Origin of the sequence: Streptomyces sp. NPDC088785, assembly GCF_044750685.1 — a bacterium.
GTDB lineage: Bacteria > Actinomycetota > Actinomycetes > Streptomycetales > Streptomycetaceae > Streptomyces.
This window is the reverse complement of record NZ_JBIVKH010000002.1, coordinates 159,477-177,495: the sequence shown is the minus strand read 5'-3', so window position 1 is coordinate 177,495 and position 18,019 is coordinate 159,477. Positions and strand designations below refer to the sequence as shown.

The 18,019-nt window shown below is 73.6% G+C and carries 14 protein-coding genes; 7 read left to right on the top strand and 7 right to left on the bottom strand.

The genetic code is table 11. The annotated features are described in order from the left end of the window. Positions 1–27 precede the first annotated feature (27 nt). Both ACIP5K_RS06475 and ACIP5K_RS06470 read left to right on the top strand, forming a co-directional pair. A complete protein-coding gene (locus tag ACIP5K_RS06475) occupies positions 28–630 on the top strand; it encodes a TetR/AcrR family transcriptional regulator (RefSeq protein ID WP_401405649.1) in 603 nt (200 codons plus the stop codon). Between the two features lie 76 nt (positions 631–706). Then, positions 707–1,474, top strand: a complete 768-nt coding sequence (locus ACIP5K_RS06470) for an SDR family NAD(P)-dependent oxidoreductase (protein WP_401405646.1) — start codon at positions 707–709, stop codon at positions 1,472–1,474. 40 nt (positions 1,475–1,514) lie between these two features. Here ACIP5K_RS06470 and ACIP5K_RS06465 read toward each other — a convergent pair whose 3' ends face one another. From ACIP5K_RS06465 to ACIP5K_RS06455, 3 genes are read right to left on the bottom strand one after another with little or no spacing between them, the layout of a single operon-like run. Further along, complete coding sequence (locus ACIP5K_RS06465) at positions 1,515–2,360, bottom strand: carbohydrate ABC transporter permease (protein ID WP_401405643.1); 846 nt, start codon at positions 2,358–2,360, stop codon at positions 1,515–1,517. After that, positions 2,360–3,283 (bottom strand): carbohydrate ABC transporter permease, encoded by a 924-nt coding sequence (locus tag ACIP5K_RS06460; protein ID WP_401405640.1) that lies wholly within the window; start codon positions 3,281–3,283, stop codon positions 2,360–2,362. Before ACIP5K_RS06460 ends, ACIP5K_RS06465 begins: the two co-directional genes overlap by 1 nt. Beyond that, positions 3,280–4,539 carry an ABC transporter substrate-binding protein gene (locus ACIP5K_RS06455; protein ID WP_401405636.1) on the bottom strand — a complete coding sequence of 420 codons (1,260 nt, stop codon included), beginning with the start codon at positions 4,537–4,539 and terminating at the stop codon, positions 3,280–3,282. The genes ACIP5K_RS06460 and ACIP5K_RS06455 overlap by 4 nt, the downstream gene beginning before the upstream one ends. 198 nt (positions 4,540–4,737) lie before the next feature. Here ACIP5K_RS06455 and ACIP5K_RS06450 point away from each other — a divergent pair, with 198 nt between their 5' ends. After that, entirely contained in the window at positions 4,738–5,232 is a 495-nt protein-coding gene (locus ACIP5K_RS06450; RefSeq protein WP_401405634.1) for a hypothetical protein, read from the top strand. Positions 5,233–5,269: 37 nt separating this feature from the next. On the opposite strand, the gene ACIP5K_RS06445 is transcribed toward ACIP5K_RS06450, so the two are convergent. From ACIP5K_RS06445 to ACIP5K_RS06435, 3 genes are all read right to left on the bottom strand, one after another. Beyond that, the gene (locus tag ACIP5K_RS06445) at positions 5,270–6,190 is read right to left on the bottom strand and encodes an oxidoreductase (RefSeq protein WP_401405631.1); all 921 of its coding nucleotides are present in this window, start codon (positions 6,188–6,190) and stop codon (positions 5,270–5,272) included. A gap of 196 nt (positions 6,191–6,386) precedes the next feature. Next, positions 6,387–9,104, bottom strand: coding sequence for a pyruvate, phosphate dikinase (ppdK, locus tag ACIP5K_RS06440; protein WP_401405628.1), 2,718 nt, complete (start codon positions 9,102–9,104; stop codon positions 6,387–6,389). A 417-nt stretch (positions 9,105–9,521) separates the two neighbouring features. Beyond that, positions 9,522–10,733 (bottom strand): ROK family protein, encoded by a 1,212-nt coding sequence (locus tag ACIP5K_RS06435; protein ID WP_401405625.1) that lies wholly within the window; start codon positions 10,731–10,733, stop codon positions 9,522–9,524. A 152-nt stretch (positions 10,734–10,885) separates the two neighbouring features. Between ACIP5K_RS06435 and ACIP5K_RS06430 the strand changes: the two genes are divergently transcribed. The 3 genes from ACIP5K_RS06430 to ACIP5K_RS06420 all read left to right on the top strand — a co-directional run bounded on the left by ACIP5K_RS06430 (position 10,886) and on the right by ACIP5K_RS06420 (position 15,106). Beyond that, the gene (locus ACIP5K_RS06430) at positions 10,886–12,412 is read left to right on the top strand and encodes an MGH1-like glycoside hydrolase domain-containing protein (protein WP_401405622.1); all 1,527 of its coding nucleotides are present in this window, start codon (positions 10,886–10,888) and stop codon (positions 12,410–12,412) included. Next, on the top strand, positions 12,409–14,394 hold the full coding sequence (locus ACIP5K_RS06425) for a glycogen debranching N-terminal domain-containing protein (RefSeq protein ID WP_401405619.1): 1,986 nt from the start codon (positions 12,409–12,411) through the stop codon (positions 14,392–14,394). The genes ACIP5K_RS06430 and ACIP5K_RS06425 overlap by 4 nt, the downstream gene beginning before the upstream one ends. A gap of 250 nt (positions 14,395–14,644) precedes the next feature. Continuing rightward, positions 14,645–15,106: a hypothetical protein gene (locus ACIP5K_RS06420; protein ID WP_401405616.1), complete on the top strand. Its 462-nt coding sequence runs from the start codon at positions 14,645–14,647 to the stop codon at positions 15,104–15,106. 118 nt (positions 15,107–15,224) lie between these two features. Here ACIP5K_RS06420 and dusB read toward each other — a convergent pair whose 3' ends face one another. Further along, positions 15,225–16,358: a tRNA dihydrouridine synthase DusB gene (gene dusB / locus ACIP5K_RS06415; RefSeq protein WP_401405613.1), complete on the bottom strand. Its 1,134-nt coding sequence runs from the start codon at positions 16,356–16,358 to the stop codon at positions 15,225–15,227. Positions 16,359–16,517: 159 nt separating this feature from the next. On the opposite strand from dusB, the gene ACIP5K_RS06410 reads away from it, so the two are divergent. Next, the gene (locus ACIP5K_RS06410; RefSeq protein WP_401405610.1) at positions 16,518–17,987 is read left to right on the top strand and encodes an MFS transporter; all 1,470 of its coding nucleotides are present in this window, start codon (positions 16,518–16,520) and stop codon (positions 17,985–17,987) included. The last annotated feature ends 32 nt before the right edge of the window (positions 17,988–18,019 follow it).

Below are 18,019 nucleotides of genomic sequence, written 5' to 3'. Positions count from 1 at the left end.
CGTTCCAGAAAGCCGTAGGGTCGCTCCGTGGCCAGGACCAAGGAATTCGACCCCGACGTGGCGTTGCAGGCGGCCGTGGAGCTGTTCCGGGCGCGCGGTTACGAGGCGACGTCGATGGCGGACCTCGTCGACCGCCTCGGCATCGGGCGCGCGAGCCTCTACGCGACGTTCGGCAGCAAGCACGACCTGTACCTGAGGGCCATGGACCGGTACGCCGAGACGACCGGCGCACTGACCGTCGCCGAGCTGTCGGCGGACGGCCCGCCGCTGGACGCCGTGCGCGCGCTGGTCCGCCGGTTCGCGGCCGAGGCCGCCGACCCCGACCGGCGCCTACTGGGCTGCCTGGTCACCAACACGGCGGCGGAGCTCGGCCCGCACGACGCCCCGGCCGCGCGCCGCGTGGAGCGGTCCTGGGAGGAGATCGAGACGCTGCTGCACTCGGCGCTCGTCCGGGCCCGCGCCCGGGGCGAGCTGCCCGGCGGCCGCGACCCGCGCGCGCTCGCCCGGATGCTGCTCGTGCTGCTCCAGGGCCTGCGGGTCACCGGCAAGGTGTCGCAGGACCCGGCCCGGGTCCGCGACGCGGCGGAGCAGGCCCTCACGCTGCTGGACCGAGACACCCTGCCGGACTGAGACATCCCGCCCCCCTCGGCGTCCGGTCACGACGCCCGCCCTCAAACTGAACCGCTCGTTCTAGAAAAGGTGAGTCATGTCCCGCACACGCTTCTCCGGCCGGACCGCTCTCGTCACCGGCGCCGGCTCCGGCCTCGGCCGGGCCGTCGCGCTGGCGCTCGCCGCGGAGGGCGCGAACGTGGTCGTCGCGGGCCGCACCCCCGGCCCGCTGGCGCAGACCGTCGCCCTGATCGGGGCGGCGGGCGGCACCGCGCTCGCGCATCCGGCCGACGTCAGCCGCGCCGAGGACGTCCACGCCCTCGTCGCCGCCGCCGTCGACCGCTTCGGCTCCCTGGACGTGGCGGTGAACAACGCGGGCGTCTTCCGCGGCGGCGCCCCGGTCGCCGACCTGTCCGCCGAGGACTGGCACACGCTGCTCGACATCAACGTCACGGGCGTCCTCCACGCGCTCCAGGCCGAGATCGCCCGGATGCGCGGCCAGGAATCGGGCGGGACCATCGTCAACATCTCCTCGAACATCGGCCCGCACCGCACCCTGCCGGGCGTCACCGCGTACGGCGCCGCCAAGGCCGCCGTGTCCGCCCTGACCCGCGGCGCCGCCCTCGGCCACATCGCCGACGGCGTGCGGATCAACGCGGTGAGCCCGGGCGCCGCCGCGACCCCGATGTCGCTGCGGCCGGGCGAGACGGAGGCCGAGCGGGAGATCCGGATGAAGGACGAGTCGCCGCTGGGCCGGGTCGCGGCCACCGCCGAGGTCGCCGCGGCCGTCCTCTACCTCGCCTCGGACGACGCCGCCGCGGTCGTCGGCGCCGATCTGGTCATCGACGGCGGCGCGGCGGCCTGACCCGCGCCGCGTCCCGCCCGCTCCCCCGGGGCGCGGGCGGTCAGTCGATCCCGGACCGCTCCACCCCCGCCACGATCCACCGCTGGAACAGCAGGAACACCAGCAGCAGCGGCACGACCGACACGGCCGCGGCGATGAACAGCTCGTGCAGGCGCACCACTTGGGACGTGGTGAAGGACGACAGCGCCACCTGGACCGTCCAGGCGTTGCGGTCCTGCCCGATGACCAGCGGCCACAGGAAGGAGTTCCACGCCCCGATGAAGACGATCGTGCCGACCGCGGCGAAGACCGGCCGCGCGTTCGGCACGACCACCCGCCAGTACGTGCGCCAGTGGCCGAGCCCGTCGACGCGCGCCGCGTCCTCCAGCTCGCGCGGAAAGCCCAGGAAGTACTGGCGGAAGACGAAGCACGCGAACGCCGAGAACAGGGTCGGCACGATGAGGCCCCGCAGCGTCGACACCCAGCCGAGCGACGACACCAGGACGAAGGTCGGGACGAAGGTGACGGCCGCCGGGACCATGAGGGTGCCCAGGATCGCGTAGAACACCGTGTTCGCGTGCCGGTACGGGATGCGGGCGAGGCCGTACCCGGCGAGGGACGCGAGCAGCACCGTGCCGGCGGTCGTGACGGACGCGATCAGCGCCGAGTTGAGCAGCGAGCGCAGGAAGGGCACCGAGGTGTCGTCGAACAGCTCGCCCGGGTTGCCCCACTGGATGTCCGTCGGGAAGAACGTCCAGTCGGGCGAGGTGATGTCCTCCTCGCGCGCCAGACCGTTGCGGACCAGCAGGTAGAAGGGGATCAGGAAGAGCAGCGCGAGCGCCACGACGAGGGCGAGGCGCAGCGCGCGGCCCACCCGGACCAGGGCGTCGTCCCGGACGCGGGCCATCAGTCGGCCTCCTTCCGGCCGAGGCCGAACCAGCGCGCCTGGCCGACCGTGACCACGGCGATGATCAGGGCGAGCAGCACGGCGCCCGCGCTGCCCAGGCCGAGGTTCTGCCCCTGCCCGAGGGCCGTGTAGTAGAGGTAGACCAGCGGCGGGCGGGCGTAGGGCGGATAGCCGCGGGCGTCGGAGAGCAGGTTGTAGAACTCGTCGAAGGCCTGGAAGGCGTTGATGACGAGCAGCAGCACGACGGCGACGGACGTGGCCCGCAGCTGCGGGAAGGTGATGTGCCGGAACACCTGCCAGCCGGGCCGGGCGCCGTCGACGGCCGCCGCCTCGTACAGCGTGGGGCTGATGCGCTGGAGTCCGGCCAGGAACAGGATCATGTAGAAGCCCGCCTGGAGCCACAGCCGCACGGTGACGATGACGAGCCAGTACCAGGGCGGGTCGGTCGTCGACAGCCAGGCGATCTGGTCCACGCCCCCGTAGCCGAGCAGGGTGTTGGCGAGCCCGAAGCGCACCCCGTTGAAGAGGGACATCTTCCAGATCAGGGCCGCGACGACGTAACTGCACGCGGCGGGCAGGAAGAACACCGAGCGGAAGAACGCCTGCGCACGCCGCAGCCGGTTCACCATGAGGGCGAGGGCCAGCGAGGCGGCGTAGGTGGCCGGCACGATGAAGAGCGTGAACACGCAGAACGTCCACAGGCTGCTGGTGAAGGCGTCGTCCCCGAGCAGCGCCCTGTAGTTGTCGAGGCCGACGAAGGTGTCGGGCGTGACGGTGTTGTGCGCGTCGAAGAAGCTGAGGTAGACGCTCCAGCCGAGCGGGACGTAGGTGAAGACGAGCAGCCCGAGCACGAACGGGCCGACGAACACCCAGAACCACAGGGCCCGGTGGCGCTCGCGGAGCCTGACCGCCGCGGAGGTCACTTCTTCTTCACGCGGTCGAGCTCCGCCGACACCTTCCGCACGACCTTCCTCAGCTCGCTGTCCGGGTGCGCGCCGCTCTTGATGACGCGGTCGAGGGCGTCCTGGTACGCGGTCTGCGCGGCCGGTGTCCACAGCAGGGGCTGGGCGTAGCCGTGGTCGGTGGTGAAGCGGACCGCGTCGGCCGCCGCGCCCTCGCGCAGCGCCGCCGCCTTCTTGGCGAGCGAGATCCGCGCGGGGATGTGGAAGCCGTAGGCGAGCGCGAAGTCCTCCTGGTAGTCGGTGCGGTCGACCCACAGCCACTTCAGGTAGTCCTTGGCCGCCCGCTGGTGCCTGCCGCGGGTGGAGACGGCGGCGGCGTACGCGCCGACCGGCACGGACGGTGCGCCGTGCGGGCCGTCCTTCGGGAACGGCAGCACGCCGAAGTCGTCGCCGAGGGCCTTCTGGACGGCCGGGAGCGCCCACAGGCCCGACCACTGCATGGCGGTGAGTCCCTGGGTGAACGCCGACGGGTCGGACCAGTCGGCGGGCGCGCCCAGCAGCAGCGACCGGTCCGTGTAGAGGCGGCGGAGTCTGCCGAGCGTGCGGGCGGCGGCCGGGTCGTCGAAGCCGACGGCGCCGTCGTCGGTGACGAGGCTGAGCCCCGCCGCGTACAGCGGGGTGCCGCCGAGGACGCCGGCGCCCGCGTCGTTGCCGAGGAAGAGTCCCTTGACCTTCTTCGTGGTCGTCTCGGCGGCCGCGTCGACGAGTTCGTCGAGCGTGGCCGGTGGCCGCACGCCCGCGTCGTCGAGCAGGCTCTTGCGGTAGTAGAGCATCTGCATGTCGATGACCTGCGGGATGCCCCAGATCTTCCCGTCGTGGCGCTTCGGGGCGAGGACGGCCTGGTTGAAGTCGTCCTCGACGCCCTTGAGGAGGTCGCTCAGGTCGGCGACCTGGTCGCCCCGGATCATGTCCAGGCTCGGGCCGTTGACCTCGAAGACGTCCGGCCCCGAGTCGGTGAGCAGGGCGGCGGCGGTCTGCTGGTCGTAGTTGCCGGGGCGCCACTGGACGGTGACGTGCGCCCTGCCGTACGCCGCCGCGTACTTCTTCACCGCCTGCTCGGTGCCCTGCTCGCCGTACTGGTGGTACCACTGCGACAGTGCCGGGCCGTCCTCGGAGCCGCCGTCGTCGCGTCCGGTGTGGGAACCGCACGCGCTGAGCAGGCCCAGCGCGGAGCCGGCGGCTCCGGTGGCGAGCAGTTCCCTGCGGCTGATGGTCATCGCGGGTGTCCCCCTGTCCGTTCCCTGTGGCTTCGCCGTGGGGCCGTCGGCCCCAACGGTCAACCATGCAACGGGATTGCGACAGGGACGATACGGCCGCGTGTCGCCGTCAGCGAAGGGTAAAGGTGCGGTGCTCCCCCATCAGCGAAACGTCAAAGCCGGGCGCCGCGGGCTCCGGTGCGGCCTAGCGTGCCCCGCATGGCAGGTGAACTCATCGACCGGAACTGGGCGCGGGAACGACGGGCCGCGGTGCTCTGCGCCGTCCTGCTGTTCGGTCTGATCACGCTGATCGACGCGGCGAGCGGGACGCTCGGCCCGGCCCGCGGGGTGCTGTGGGCGGTCCTGTCCCTGCTGCTGTACGCGGTCCTGCACCCGCCGCGCGTCACGGCGGGCCCCGGCTGGCTGGCCGTGCGCGGGCTGCTGCGCCGCCGCCATGTCTGCACGGACCTGCTGGTCTCCGTGCGCCGGGGCGAGGGCATCACCCCGCGCCTCGTGCTGCGCGACGCCCTGGGCGCGCGGGTGGAGCTGGATCCGGCGGTGCTCACCGCGAACCCCGTGCTGTGGCACCGCCTGGAGACGGGCGCCGGGCGGGCCAGGGCGAGCGGGCTGCTGGTCGCCGGGGACGAGGTGCTGCGGGAGCTGGGCGCGCGGGTGGACGGCGAGGGGGCCCGGGCCCTGCTGGCGACGCTGTGACGCCCCGGGGCGCGGGGGACGGCGCCCGGTCGGCCCTTCAGCCCTTCAGCCCCTCGTACGTGACCCCGGTCAGCTGCTCGGAGGCGGCCCACAGCCGCTCCCCCGCCGCGTCGTCGCGGGTCCACGGCGCGCGCCAGGAGCGGGCCGGGGCCCCGCGCCACATCAGCACGCGCGGCCCGTAGAACGCGTCGGCCCGCACGCCGGGCGCGGTCGCCGCGTACAGGGTCGGCAGCGCGCCGCCCTCGGCGGACTGGGCGAGGATCCGGCTGCCCGCCCCGTAGAACCGCTCCCGCCCCCTGCGGCCCTCCATGCGCGCGCCGCGCGTGTGGAGCGAGGTGTCGGCGAAGCCGGGGTGCGCGGCCACGGCGAGCGGGCCGCCGCCGGCCGCCCGGCGGGCCAGCTCGTGGACGAAGAGCAGGTTGGCGGTCTTGGAGCGGCCGTAGGCGGTCCAGCGCCGGTACCGCCGCTCGCTGTTGAGGTCGCCGACGTCGAGGTCGGCGAGGCCGTGCAGCATGCTGGAGACGGCCACGACGCGGGGCGCGTCCGCCGCCAGCAGGCTGGGCAGCAGCAGGCCGGTCAGCGCGAAGTGCCCCAGGTGGTTGACGCCGAACTGGGTCTCGAACCCGTCGGCGGTGCGGCTGTACGGCAGCGCCATCACCCCGGCGTTGTCGATCAGGAGGTCGAGCGGCCGCCCGGCCCAGCCCGCGGCGAATCCGCGCACGGAGGCCAGGTCGCCGAGGTCGAGCGCGGCGAACTCGACGGCGGCGCCGGGCACCTCGTCCCGGATCCGGTCCACGGCCGCACTGCCCCGCCGCGCGTTCCGGCAGGCGAGCACGACCCGCGCGCCCGCCCGGGCCAGCTCCCGCGCGGTGACGTACCCGATGCCGCTGTTGGCCCCGGTCACCACGGCGGTGCGGCCGCGCTGGCCGGGGATGTCGCGTGCGGTCCAGCCGGTCATGGCTGCGCTCCCTGAACGGTTCGGCGAAGGCGGTCGCCCGACAGTCAAGTGGGCCCCGGGACCGCGTTCAAGTCCGCCCCGGACCACGTGCAGGGGCGGCACCCCCCGCACAGGGGTACCGCCCTTGCCGTGCGCACCGGAAGCCGCCGCCGATCGGTGAGGGTCGGGGACCGGCGGCGGCTCCGGGGTCCTCGGGTCAGCGGTGGTCGCTGCCCGTCGAGGTGGAGGCCGCCCGGCCCGCTTCGAGGCGGGCGACCGGGATGCGGAACGGCGAGCAGGAGACGTAGTCGAGGCCCACCTCGTGGAAGAAGTGCACCGACTCCGGGTCGCCGCCGTGTTCGCCGCAGACGCCGAGCTTGAGGTCGGGGCGGGTGGCGCGGCCGGCCTCTGCGGCGTTGCGGACCAGGGAGCCCACGCCGTCCTTGTCGATCGTCTCGAACGGGGAGACGCCGAAGATGCCCTTCTCCAGGTACGCGGTGAAGAAGCTGGCCTCGACGTCGTCGCGGGAGAAGCCCCAGACGGTCTGCGTGAGGTCGTTGGTGCCGAAGGAGAAGAACTCGGCGGCCTCGGCGATCTGACCGGCGGTCAGCGCGGCGCGGGGCAGCTCGATCATGGTGCCGATGGCCAGCTTCAGCTTGACGCCGCTGGTGGCCTCGACCTCCGCGATGACCTGGTCGGCCTCCTCGCGGACGATCTCCAGCTCCTGGACGGTGCCGACGAGCGGGATCATCACCTCGGCGCGCGGGTCGCCCTTGGCGTTCTTGCGCTCGGCGGCGGCCTCGGCGATGGCCCGTACCTGCATGGCGAACAGGCCGGGGATGACCAGGCCGAGGCGGACGCCGCGCAGGCCCAGCATCGGGTTCGACTCGTGCAGCCGGTGCACGGCCTGGAGCAGCCGCAGGTCGTTCTCGTTGGCGTCCTGGCGGGACTCGGCGAGGGCGACGCGCACCGACAGCTCGGTGATGTCGGGCAGGAACTCGTGGAGCGGCGGGTCGAGCAGGCGGATCGTGACGGGCAGGCCGTCCATCGCCTCGAACAGCTCGACGAAGTCCCGCTTCTGCAACGGCAGGAGCTGCTTCAGCGACTCCTCGCGCTCGGCGTCGGTGTCGGCGAGGATCAGCTTCTCGACCATCTCGCGGCGCTCGCCGAGGAACATGTGCTCGGTGCGGCACAGGCCGATGCCCTGGGCGCCGAACCGGCGGGCGCGCAGCGCGTCCTCGGCGTTGTCGGCGTTGGCGCGGACCCGCAGCCGGCGGACCCGGTCCGCGTAGGCCATGATCCGGTGGACCGCGCCGACCAGCTCGTCGGCGTCGTCGGCGCCCGCGTGCATGCGGCCCTCGAAGTACTCGACGACCGGCGACGGGACGACCGGCACCTCGCCCAGGTACACCTTGCCGCTGGAGCCGTCGATGGAGACGACGTCGCCCTCCTCGACGACCACGTCGCCGACGGTCATCCGGCGGCGCTTGGTGTCGACCTCCAGGTCCTCGGCGCCGCAGACACAGGTCTTGCCCATGCCGCGTGCGACGACGGCCGCGTGCGAGGTCTTGCCGCCGCGCGAGGTGAGGATGCCCTCGGCGGCGATCATGCCGTCGAGGTCGTCGGGGTTGGTCTCGCGGCGGATCAGGATGACCTTCTCGCCCGAGCGCGACCACTTGATGGCGGTGTACGAGTCGAAGACGGCCTTGCCGACGGCGGCGCCCGGCGAGGCGGCGATGCCCCGGCCGAGCTGCTCGACCTTCGCGTCCTCGTCGAACTTGGGGAACATCAGCTGCGCGAGCTGGGCGCCGGTGACGCGCTGGAGGGCCTCGGCCTCGTCGATCAGGCCCTGGTCGACGAGTTGCGTGGCGATGCGGAAGGCGGCGCCGGCGGTGCGCTTGCCGACCCGGGTCTGGAGCATCCACAACTGGCCGCGCTCGATGGTGAACTCGATGTCGCAGAGGTCCTTGTAGTGGTTCTCCAGGGTCTCCATGATCTGCATGAGCTGGTCGTACGACTTCTTGTCGATGTTCTCCAGGTCGGCCAGCGCGACCGTGTTGCGGATGCCCGCGACGACGTCCTCGCCCTGCGCGTTCTGGAGGTAGTCGCCGTACACGCCCTGGTGGCCGGAGGCCGGGTCGCGGGTGAAGGCGACGCCCGTACCGGAGTCGGGGCCGAGGTTGCCGAAGACCATGGAACAGACGTTGACGGCGGTGCCGAGGTCGCCGGGGATGCGCTCCTGGCGGCGGTAGAGCTTGGCCCGGTCGGTGTTCCACGACTCGAAGACGGCCTTTATGGCCAGGTCCATCTGCTCGCGCGGGTCCTGCGGGAAGTCCCGGCCGGCCTCGGTCTTGACGATCTTCTTGAAGCGCGTGACGAGCTTCTTCAGGTCCGCCGCGTCCAGGTCGGTGTCGACGACGACCTTCTTGGCGTGCTTGGCCTTCTCCAGCTCGTCCTCGAAGAGTTCGCCGTCGACGTCGAGCACCGTCTTGCCGAACATCTGGATGAGGCGACGGTAGGAGTCCCAGGCGAAGCGGTCGTCGCCGGCCTGCTGGGCGAGCCCCTGCACCGACTTGTCGGAGAGGCCGATGTTGAGGACGGTGTCCATCATGCCCGGCATGGAGAACTTGGCGCCCGAACGGACCGACACCAGAAGGGGATCGTCGGCCTGGCCGAGCTTCTTCCCCATGGTCTTCTCCAGGGCGTCGAGGTGCGCGCTGACCTCGTCACGCAGTGCCACCGGCTCCTCGCCGCTGTCGAGGTAGACCTTGCAGGCCTCGGTGGTGATGGTGAAGCCGGGAGGGACCGGAAGCCCCAGGTTGGTCATCTCGGCGAGGTTGGCACCCTTGCCGCCGAGAAGGTCCTTGAGGTCTTTGTTCCCCTCGGTGAAGTCGTAAACGAACTTCGCTACCTGAGGATCTTTGTTTTCCGACACGGGTCTCGACTCCTCGAGGCTCGGGTGGCTGCCCTGACGGCGAGGAACATACCCAGATCCAAGGGCTGTGGGTACGTCCACTCAGCTGTCATGCGGCCGTAACCACCCGTCCGCCAGGAGATCGAAAGTGACCCGTGAGTAGGCCCGTCACTCCCTCTGCCTTCAAGTCCCGAAAACGCTACCCCCGTAGAGTGCGCTATACGCTCACATGAGCAGCACTATGGCTCACTTGCGTTCAAGTGATGAATGATCGAGCGATGGCACTCAGTGCCAGGTCTTGAAGAGGCACAGGCGAGGAATTTCCGCTCATCTGAGCGCAAGCCCTATCAGGGGTGGCGAGAATCACGCCTTGCGGCGCGCCTCGCGGACGCCCCGGTGTCAGCATGCGGACACCCCGAGCCGGGCGGAACGGGCCTGTCACACGCCCAGTGCGGCGAGCCGCCGCTCGGCGCGCTCGGGCGCGTACAGCTCCTCCACCACCAGGGCTCCCGCTCCGATGAGCGCGGACCGCTCGCCGAGCCGTGCGGTGACGACGTCCAGGTGCGCGGTAGAGCGGGGCAGCGCCCGCTGGTAGAGCAGTTCCCGCACCCCCGTCAGGAAGGGGGTTCCGGCCAGATCTCCGGCGATCATGAGCACGCCCGGGTTGAGCAGGGTGACGACGGTGGCCAGGACCTCGCCGACGTCCCGCCCCGCCTCCCGCGCGAGCCGCACCGCCTCCGGGTGTCCGGCGGCGAGCAGTTCCCGCACGTCCCAGCCGGAGGCGGCGGGCACCCCCGCGCTCGCCAGCCGGCGCGCCAGGGCCCGCCCGCTGGCGACCGCGGCCAGGCAGCCGTACGAACCGCACTTGCACAGCGCGGCCGCCGCCTCCGGCGCCCGCGGCACGCGGATGTGGCCGATGTCCCCCGCGCCGCCGTCGACCCCGCGGTAGATGGCGCCGTCCACGACGACGCCCGCGCCGATGCCCGTGGAGACCTTCACCAGGACGAAGGCCCGGCAGTCGGGGTACGCGGCGCGCTGCTCCCCGTACGCCATCACGTTGGCGTCGTTGTCGACGAGGACCGGCAGGTCGGGCGGGGTGGCCGCGTGCTCGGCGGCGGCGCGGGCGAGGCGCCCGGCGATGTCGTACCCGTCCCAGCCCGGCATGATCGGCGGCTGTATGACCCGTCCGCTGCCGGCGTCCACCGGCCCCGGCACGGCGAGCGCGATGCCGCACACCGCCGCCGCGTCGCGGTCCGCCTCCTTGAGCAGGTCGCCGCACCACACACCCAGCTGGGACAGGACGGCCTCCGGGCCCTCGTCCACCGTGAGGTCGCCGGTGCGCTCGGCGAGCACCTCGCCGGACAGGGTCAGCACGGCGGCGCGGGCGTGCCGGGTGTCGAGGGCGGCGGCGAGCGCCACGGCGTGCGTGTCGTCGAACTCCAGGTGGATCGACGGGCGTCCGCCGAGCCGGGAGCTGACCGTCTCCGCGGCGCCCTCGCGCAGCCAGCCGGCCCGGAAGAGCCGGTCGAGGCGCTGGCCGACGGTCGCCCGGGACAGGCCGGTGACCTCCTGGAGCGCGCCGCGCGTGGTCGCCCGTCCACTGCGCACGAGTTGGAGAAGCTCCCCGGCGCTCGCCTGGTTCGCCGCCATCGTGTCCACCCCCTTGCGTTCATCAACTGCGCGTTACATTCTAGGTTTTGCGTGTTAAGTAGACGTAACTCTATGCTGCCCACTGCGTAACCGACACCCCGTCAGGGACCGGGACCGGCAGTCCGGCAGTCCGGCAGTCCTCGGGAGACCATGTGGAGCACACGACCGGGCGGCACGCGACCGCGTCCGGCGCCGTGCGGCGCGGGCAGCCGCCCGACACGCTGCGGGAGCGCGCCGTGGAGGTCCTCGACGCCAACTGGACGGGCGCGTCGACCGTCCCCTCGCGCACGCTGTACCCGCACCAGTGGTCGTGGGACTCGGCGTTCATCGCGATCGGCCTGCGCCACGTGTCCCCCGCACGCGCCCAGTGCGAGCTGGAGACGCTGCTGCGCGCCCAGTGGGGCGACGGCCGGATCCCGCACATCGTGTTCAACCCCGACATCGCCCTCGACGCCTACTTCCCGAGCCCCGACTTCTGGCGCTCCTCCACCGCGGGCCGCGGCGCGGGCGCCCCGGCCGCCGTGCAGACCTCGGGGATCGTGCAGCCCCCCGTGCACGCGCTGGCCGCCTGGCTGGTGCACCGCGCCGACCCGGCGCTCTCCCGCTCACGCGGCTTCCTGCACCGCGTGTACCCCGCACTCGCCGCCTGGCACCGCTATCTGCTGCACCGCCGCGACCTGGGCGGCGGCGGCCTCGCCTCCGTCGTGCACCCCTGGGAGCAGGGGATGGACAACAGCCCGTGCTGGGACGCGCCGCTGAGCCGGATCACCCCGGCCGAGCCGCGCACCTTCCGCCGCGCGGACCTCACGCACGGCGCGGCCGGCGACCGCCCCACGGACCTCGACTACGGCCGGTACGTGCGTCTGGCGATGGACTACCGCGACGGCCGGTACGCCGACGCGGCGGACGGCGCGGCCCCGGCCGGCGGCGACCGGGGGGCCGGCGCCTTCGCGGTGGAGGACCCGTCGTTCAACGCGCTGCTGGCGGCCTCCGAGCACGCGCTCGCCCGGATCGCCGGGGAGCTGGGGGCGACGGGGACGGCCCGGCACGCGCGGGCCCAGCGGCTGACGGCGGCGCTCGTCGAGCGGCTGTGGGACCCGGCCGCGGGCATGTTCTTCTGCCGGGACGTGCGCGGCGGCGGCCTCGTCCGCGAGTACGGCGTCTCGGGCCTGATCCCGCTGATCCTGCCCGCGCTGCCGCGCGAGGTGGTCGGCAGGCTGCTGGACACGGCGAGCGGCCCGCACTTCGGCCTCGGCCGCGCGGTGCGGCTCGCGCCGAGCTACGACCTGCTGGGCCCCGCCTTCGACCCGCACCGGTACTGGCGCGGCCCGGCCTGGTTCAACACCAACTGGCTGCTGGAGCGCGGGCTCCGGCTGCACGGCGAGCACGCGCGGGCGGCCCGGCTGCGGGCGGCGCTGCTGGACGCGGCGGACACCTCGGACTTCGCCGAGTACGTCGATCCGTACACCGGGGCGGGCTGTGGCGCCCGCGGCTTCGGCTGGACCGCCGCACTGACACTGGATCTGCTGGACGGGCATCCGGCGCGGGACGCCGACGGCAGGGCGGGCGCGCGCCGCGGCCGGCCGCGGGCGGCGTGGACCGGGGTGCCGGAGGCCGCCGGGCGGGCGGAATCGCGGGAACTGGGCCGCAGGGGCCGGAGGGAAGGAACCTCTCGATGACGGAGACATTCGGTGGACACGGACACGGCCAGGGGCAGGGCCGCACTCCCCCGCTCCTGATCTGCGGCGGCACGTTCGCGGCGCTCGACGCGGGCGGCGGGCTGAGCGCGGTGCGCGGCGCCTCCTCCTCGGACGGCCTGTTCGTCCAGGACGCGCGGCACCTGTCGCGCTGGCAGCTCACCGTCGACGGCGCGGCGCCCGAGGTGCTCACCCCCCTGGCGTACGAGGACGGGGCCCACGGCGGCCCGGCCCGCTGCGTGCTGGTGCCGCGCGGCGGGCGCCAGGAGCCGCCCGCGTACACGCTCTTCCGCGAACAGGCGCTGGGCGAGGGCGCGTTGGTGGAGCTGCTGCGCATCGTGTCGAACCGGCCGGTGGCGACGACGGTCCGGGTGGCGCTGACCGTCGACGCCGACTTCGCCGACCAGTTCGAGCTGCGGTCCGACCACCGCACCTACGCGAAGACGGGCGTCGTCCGCACCCGGGAGGCCCTGGACGACGGCGTGGAGTTCACCTACACGCGGGGGGACTGGCGGTCGTCGACGACCGTGACGTGCGATCCGGCGCCGGAGGCCGTCGAGGAGACGGGGACCGGGGCGCGCCGGCTGGTGTGGACGGTGGAGCTGGGGGCGCAGGGCAGTGCCGGGCTCACGCTGCGGGTGGCGGCCGGGCCGCCCGGCGCGGGGCCGGCGCGGGTCCCGTCGGGCCCGGCCGCGGCGGCCGCCGAACTGGCCGCCGCCGTCGCGGAGTTCGGCGCGGGTGTGGAGCTGCCCGGCTCCTGGCCGGAGCTGGCCGCGGCCTGTTCCCGGGGGCTCGCCGATCTGGCGGTGCTGCGGGTTCCGGCGGTGGGGCCCGACGGGGAGCGGCACCTGGTGCCGGCGGCCGGGGTGCCGTGGTTCCTGACGCTGCTGGGCCGTGACGCCCTGCTGACCTCGCTGTTCGCCCTGCCCTACCGGCCCGAGCTGGCCGCCGCCACGCTCCCGGTGCTCGCCGCGACGCAGGCCACCGAGCAGGTCGAGGGGATCGTGGCGCAGCCCGGGAAGATCGTGCACGAGGTGCGGCACGGGGAGCTGGCGCACTTCGGGCAGGTGCCGTACGGGCGCTACTACGGCTCGGTCGACGCGACGCCGCTGTTCCTGGTGCTGCTCGGGGCGTACACGGAGCACACCGGGGACACGGGGCCCGCCCGGCGCCTGGAGTCGCACGCGCGGGCCGCCGTGGGCTGGATGCTGGACCACGGCGGGCTGACGTCGCGCGGGTACCTGGTGTACCGCGCCGACCAGGGCGGCCTGGCGAACCAGAACTGGAAGGACTCCCCCGGCGCGATCTGTTCCGCCGACGGCGCGCGGGCGACGGGGCCGGTGACGGCGGCCGGCGCGCAGGGGTACGCGTACGACGCGCTGCGGCGGACCGCCGCGCTGGCCCGGACGGTCTGGGACGACGTGGTCTACGCGGAGCTGCTGGAGCAGGCCGCCGTCGATCTGCGGGACCGTTTCCTGCGGGACTTCTGGATGGAGGAGAAGGGGTTTCCCGCGCTGGCGCTCGACGGGCACGGGCAGCAGGTCGACGCGCTGGCGTCCGACGCCGGGCATCTCCTGTGGTCCGGGCTGCTCGACAAGGAGTACGGGGCGGCGGTGGGGCGGCGGCTGCTGGAGCCGGACTTCTTCTCGGGGTGGGGCGTGCGGACGCTGGCCGCCGGGCAGGCCGCCCACCACCCGCTGTCGTACCACCGGGGGTCGGTGTGGCCGCACGACAACGCGCTGATCGCACTGGGGCTCGCCCGGTACGGGCTGCACGACGAGGCGCGGGTGGTGGCGGGCGGCATCGTGGCCGCCGCGGTGGCCTGCGGCGGCCGGCTCCCCGAGGTCCTCGCGGGCTACGACCGCACGGCGCACCCGGCCCCGGTCCCCTTCCCGTACGCCTGCGCCCGGGAATCCCGCTCGGCGGCGACGCCGCTGGCCCTTCTGACGGCGGTCGGCGGCTAGGGTCCGCCGCTTCGAGGGGGCGGGTGGCTCCGGCGGGCGGCGCCGTCCGCCCTGGTCCCGTGGGTCACCAGGGGTCGCCGGGGGGTCTTTCCCGCGTTCGGGTGGTTTGCCGTCCCGAGACCCTTCCTCGGGGATCCCGCGGTGTTGCCTGGTGGTCCGGCCGATCTTCGGTCCGGCCCATGTGGCGCCGTGGGAGGCCGCGACCGGAGTCGGTCGCGGGCCGCGGCGGTCACCAGGCGAAGGAGTCATCTTGGGAACCATGAAGTCCGGCGTCTACCGCATCGTCAGCTGGCCCGGCGAGTTGGTCCCCGAGGCGCGGGTCCTCACCGCCGGGGAGGACGGAGTGACCGTCACGGCTCCGGGGGCCGCGCCCGAGAGGGAGCAGGAGTTCAGCGTGGAGGTGCGTGAGGACGGCGTCGCCGCCATCCAGTTCCCCGCCCGCCTCTTCCCCTCCCGTTCCCTGAGTTACCGCAATGCGGAGGCGGGCGAGCGGGCGGTCCTGGGGCCGGTGAGCGACTTCCCCACCCGGGAGTGGAAGATCGAGCCGGCTCCGCAGAAGCCGCTCCCGCCGCCCTGCTTCCTCCGGGTTCCGGGTCAAGACCTGATGCTGGTCGTCTCGCCGAAGCCGATCTTCCCGCCCGCGCTCGAGCTGGCGCCCTTCTCCTCCGACCTCCGGCACGCCTGGGCGCTCCTGCCCGTCACCCGGGATTAGCCGGAGCCGGGTGACCTGCGGGTGACATCCGGGTGCGGGCGGACCTGCTCCGGCCCGCCCCGGCCCCGCCCGGCCCGCGGCCCGGCGCCCGCTCACGGGCGCGGGGCAGTGGGCCCGCTCAGCCCCCCGACGTCTCCAGCTCGGCGTCCTCGGAGAGCCCCGCGCAGTCGTACGGGTCCTTCAGCCATCCGTCGGGCAGGACGACCCGGTTGTTGCCCGACGTGCGCCCGCGCGGCCCGTCGGCACCGGCCGGCCAGTCCTGGTCGAGGTCCAGCTCGTCGAGACCGGAGCGGAGTTCGTCCAGCGACGAGGTGATCGCCAGGCGCCCCCGCATCTCGGAGCCGACCGCGAACCCCTTCAGGTACCAGGCCACGTGCTTGCGGAAGTCGATGACCCCGCGCGCCTCGTCCCCGATCCACTCCCCGAGCAGCGTGGCGTGGCGGACCATGGCGTCGGCGACCACCCGCAGCGTGGGCCGCACCCGGTCGTCCCGCCCCTCGAACGCGGCGACGAGGTCCGCGAACAGCCACGGCCGTCCCAGGCACCCGCGCCCCACGACCACCCCGTCGCACCCGGTCTCGCGCACCATCCGCAGCGCGTCGTCCGCGGACCAGATGTCCCCGTTGCCGAGCACCGGGATCTCCGGCACGTGCTCCTTGAGCCGCGCGATGGCGTCCCAGTCGGCGGTGCCGCCGTAGTGCTGCGCGGCCGTGCGCCCGTGCAGGGCGATCGCGGTGACGCCCTCCTCTACGGCGATCCGCCCGGCGTCCAGGAACGTGATGTGGTCGTCGTCGATGCCCTTGCGCATCTTCATGGTGACCGGGAGGTCACCGGCGCCGGAGACGGCCTCCTTCAGGATGGCCCGCAGCAGGGGCCGCTTGTACGGCAGCGCGGAGCCGCCGCCCTTGCGGGTCACCTTGGGGACCGGGCAGCCGAAGTTCAGGTCGATGTGGTCGGCGAGGCCCTCCTCCGCGATCATGCGGACGGCCTTGCCGACGGTGGCCGGGTCGACGCCGTAGAGCTGGATCGAGCGGGGCTTCTCGGTCGCGTCGAAGTGGATCAGCTGCATGGTCTTCTCGTTGCGCTCGACCAGGGCGCGGGTGGTGATCATCTCGCTGACGAAGAGCCCCTTGCCGCCCGAGAACTCCCGGCACAGGGTCCGGAACGGCGCGTTCGTGATGCCCGCCATGGGTGCGAGGACCACGGGCGGCTGCACGGTGTGCGGGCCTACTTGGAGCGGCTGCTGGGACATCGGGCGGATCTCCGGGGACGTACGGCTGGGGCGGTGGCCGGGCCGTCGGGCGGCACGGCAAGCCTCCATTGTCCCCCACCCGGCCCACCGCCCGCCCACCCCGCCCGCGGACCGGACGCGCGTACCCGCGCGGTCCCGACTCGGGCTACCGTCGGATACATGCCCGATGCACCTGTTCCGACCGCCCGGCGGCGGCTGCTCATCCTCGCGATCTGCTGCATGAGCCTGCTGATCGTCAGCCTCGACAACACCGTCCTGAACGTCGCCCTGCCCTCCATGGCGAAGGACTTCGACGCCACGCTCTCGGGCATGCAGTGGACGATCGACGCCTACACCCTGGTCCTCGCCTCGCTGCTGATGCTGGCCGGGTCGACGGCCGACCGGATCGGGCGGCGCAAGGTCTTCATGACCGGGCTGGTGGTCTTCACGGCGGCGTCGGTGGCCTGCTCCCTGGCGCCGACCCTGGAGTCGCTGGTGGCGTTCCGCATGGCGCAGGCGGTCGGCGGCTCGATGCTCAACCCGGTCGCGATGTCGATCATCACCAACACCTTCACCGACCCGCGCGAGCGGGCCCGCGCCATCGGGGTGTGGGGCGGCGTCGTGGGCATCTCCATGGCGGCGGGCCCGCTGGTCGGCGGGCTGCTCGTGGACTCGGTCGGCTGGCGCTCGATCTTCTGGATCAACCTCCCCGTGGGCCTCGCGGCCCTGCTGCTCACGCTGCGCTACGTCCCGGAGTCCCGCGCGCCGAAGGCCCGCCGCCCGGACCCGGTCGGCCAGGTCCTGATCATCGTGCTGCTCGGTTCGCTCACCTACGCGATCATCGAGGCGCCCTCCGCGGGCTGGACCTCGGCGCGGACGCTGGGCTGCGCGGCGGTCGCGGCGGCGGCGCTCGCCGCCCTCCTGCGGTACGAGCCGCGGCGGGCGGAGCCGCTGATCGATCTGCGGTTCTTCCGCTCGGCACCGTTCAGCGGCGCCACCGTCATCGCGATCTGCGGGTTCGCGGCGCTCGGCGGCTTCCTGTTCCTGTCGACGCTGTACCTCCAGGACGTCCGCGGCCTGGACGCGCTGCACGCGGGCCTGTGGATGCTGCCGATGGCGGCGATGACCCTGGTCTGCGCGCCGCTGTCGGGCCGCCTGGTCGGCAGCCGCGGCCCCCGGCTGTCCCTGCTGCTCGCGGGCGTGATGATGACGGCGAGCGGGGTGCTGTTCGCCGCCTTCGACGCGCAGACGTCGGACGCCGGTCTCGTCGTCGGGTACGTGCTGTTCGGCATCGGCTTCGGCTTCGTGAACGCGCCGATCACCAACACCGCCGTCTCCGGGATGCCGCGCGCCCAGGCCGGGGTGGCCGCCGCCGTCGCCTCCACCAGCCGGCAGATCGGGCAGACCCTCGGCGTCGCCGTCATCGGCGCGGTGCTCGCCTCGGGCGTCGCCGGATCCTCGTACGCGGCGTCGTTCGTCGGCGCGGGCCGGGCCTGCTGGTGGATCATCGCCGGGTGCGGGCTCGCGGTCCTCGTGCTCGGCGCGGTGACCAGCGGGGCGTGGGCGCGGGGCACGGCGGCGCGGACGGCGGACCGCCTGGCGCGGGAGCCGGCCGACGCGGCGCGGCGCCCGGCGGCCCCCGTCAGCTAGCGGCCCCCGTCAGGTAGCGGCCCCCGTCAGCT

What these genes read in the sequence shown, in the direction of transcription:
- ACIP5K_RS06470 (WP_401405646.1), top strand. Translation starts at nt 707, where the DNA reads ATGTCCCGCACACGCTTCTCCGGCCGGACCGCTCTCGTCACCGGCGCC.
- ACIP5K_RS06465 (WP_401405643.1), bottom strand. Translation starts at nt 2,360, where the DNA reads ATGGCCCGCGTCCGGGACGACGCCCTGGTCCGGGTGGGCCGCGCGCTG.
- ACIP5K_RS06455 (WP_401405636.1), bottom strand. Translation starts at nt 4,539, where the DNA reads ATGACCATCAGCCGCAGGGAACTGCTCGCCACCGGAGCCGCCGGCTCC.
- ACIP5K_RS06450 (WP_401405634.1), top strand. Translation starts at nt 4,738, where the DNA reads ATGGCAGGTGAACTCATCGACCGGAACTGGGCGCGGGAACGACGGGCC.
- ACIP5K_RS06445 (WP_401405631.1), bottom strand. Translation starts at nt 6,190, where the DNA reads ATGACCGGCTGGACCGCACGCGACATCCCCGGCCAGCGCGGCCGCACC.
- ACIP5K_RS06435 (WP_401405625.1), bottom strand. Translation starts at nt 10,733, where the DNA reads ATGGCGGCGAACCAGGCGAGCGCCGGGGAGCTTCTCCAACTCGTGCGC.
- ACIP5K_RS06425 (WP_401405619.1), top strand. Translation starts at nt 12,409, where the DNA reads ATGACGGAGACATTCGGTGGACACGGACACGGCCAGGGGCAGGGCCGC.
- dusB (WP_401405613.1), bottom strand. Translation starts at nt 16,358, where the DNA reads ATGTCCCAGCAGCCGCTCCAAGTAGGCCCGCACACCGTGCAGCCGCCC.
- ACIP5K_RS06410 (WP_401405610.1), top strand. Translation starts at nt 16,518, where the DNA reads ATGCCCGATGCACCTGTTCCGACCGCCCGGCGGCGGCTGCTCATCCTC.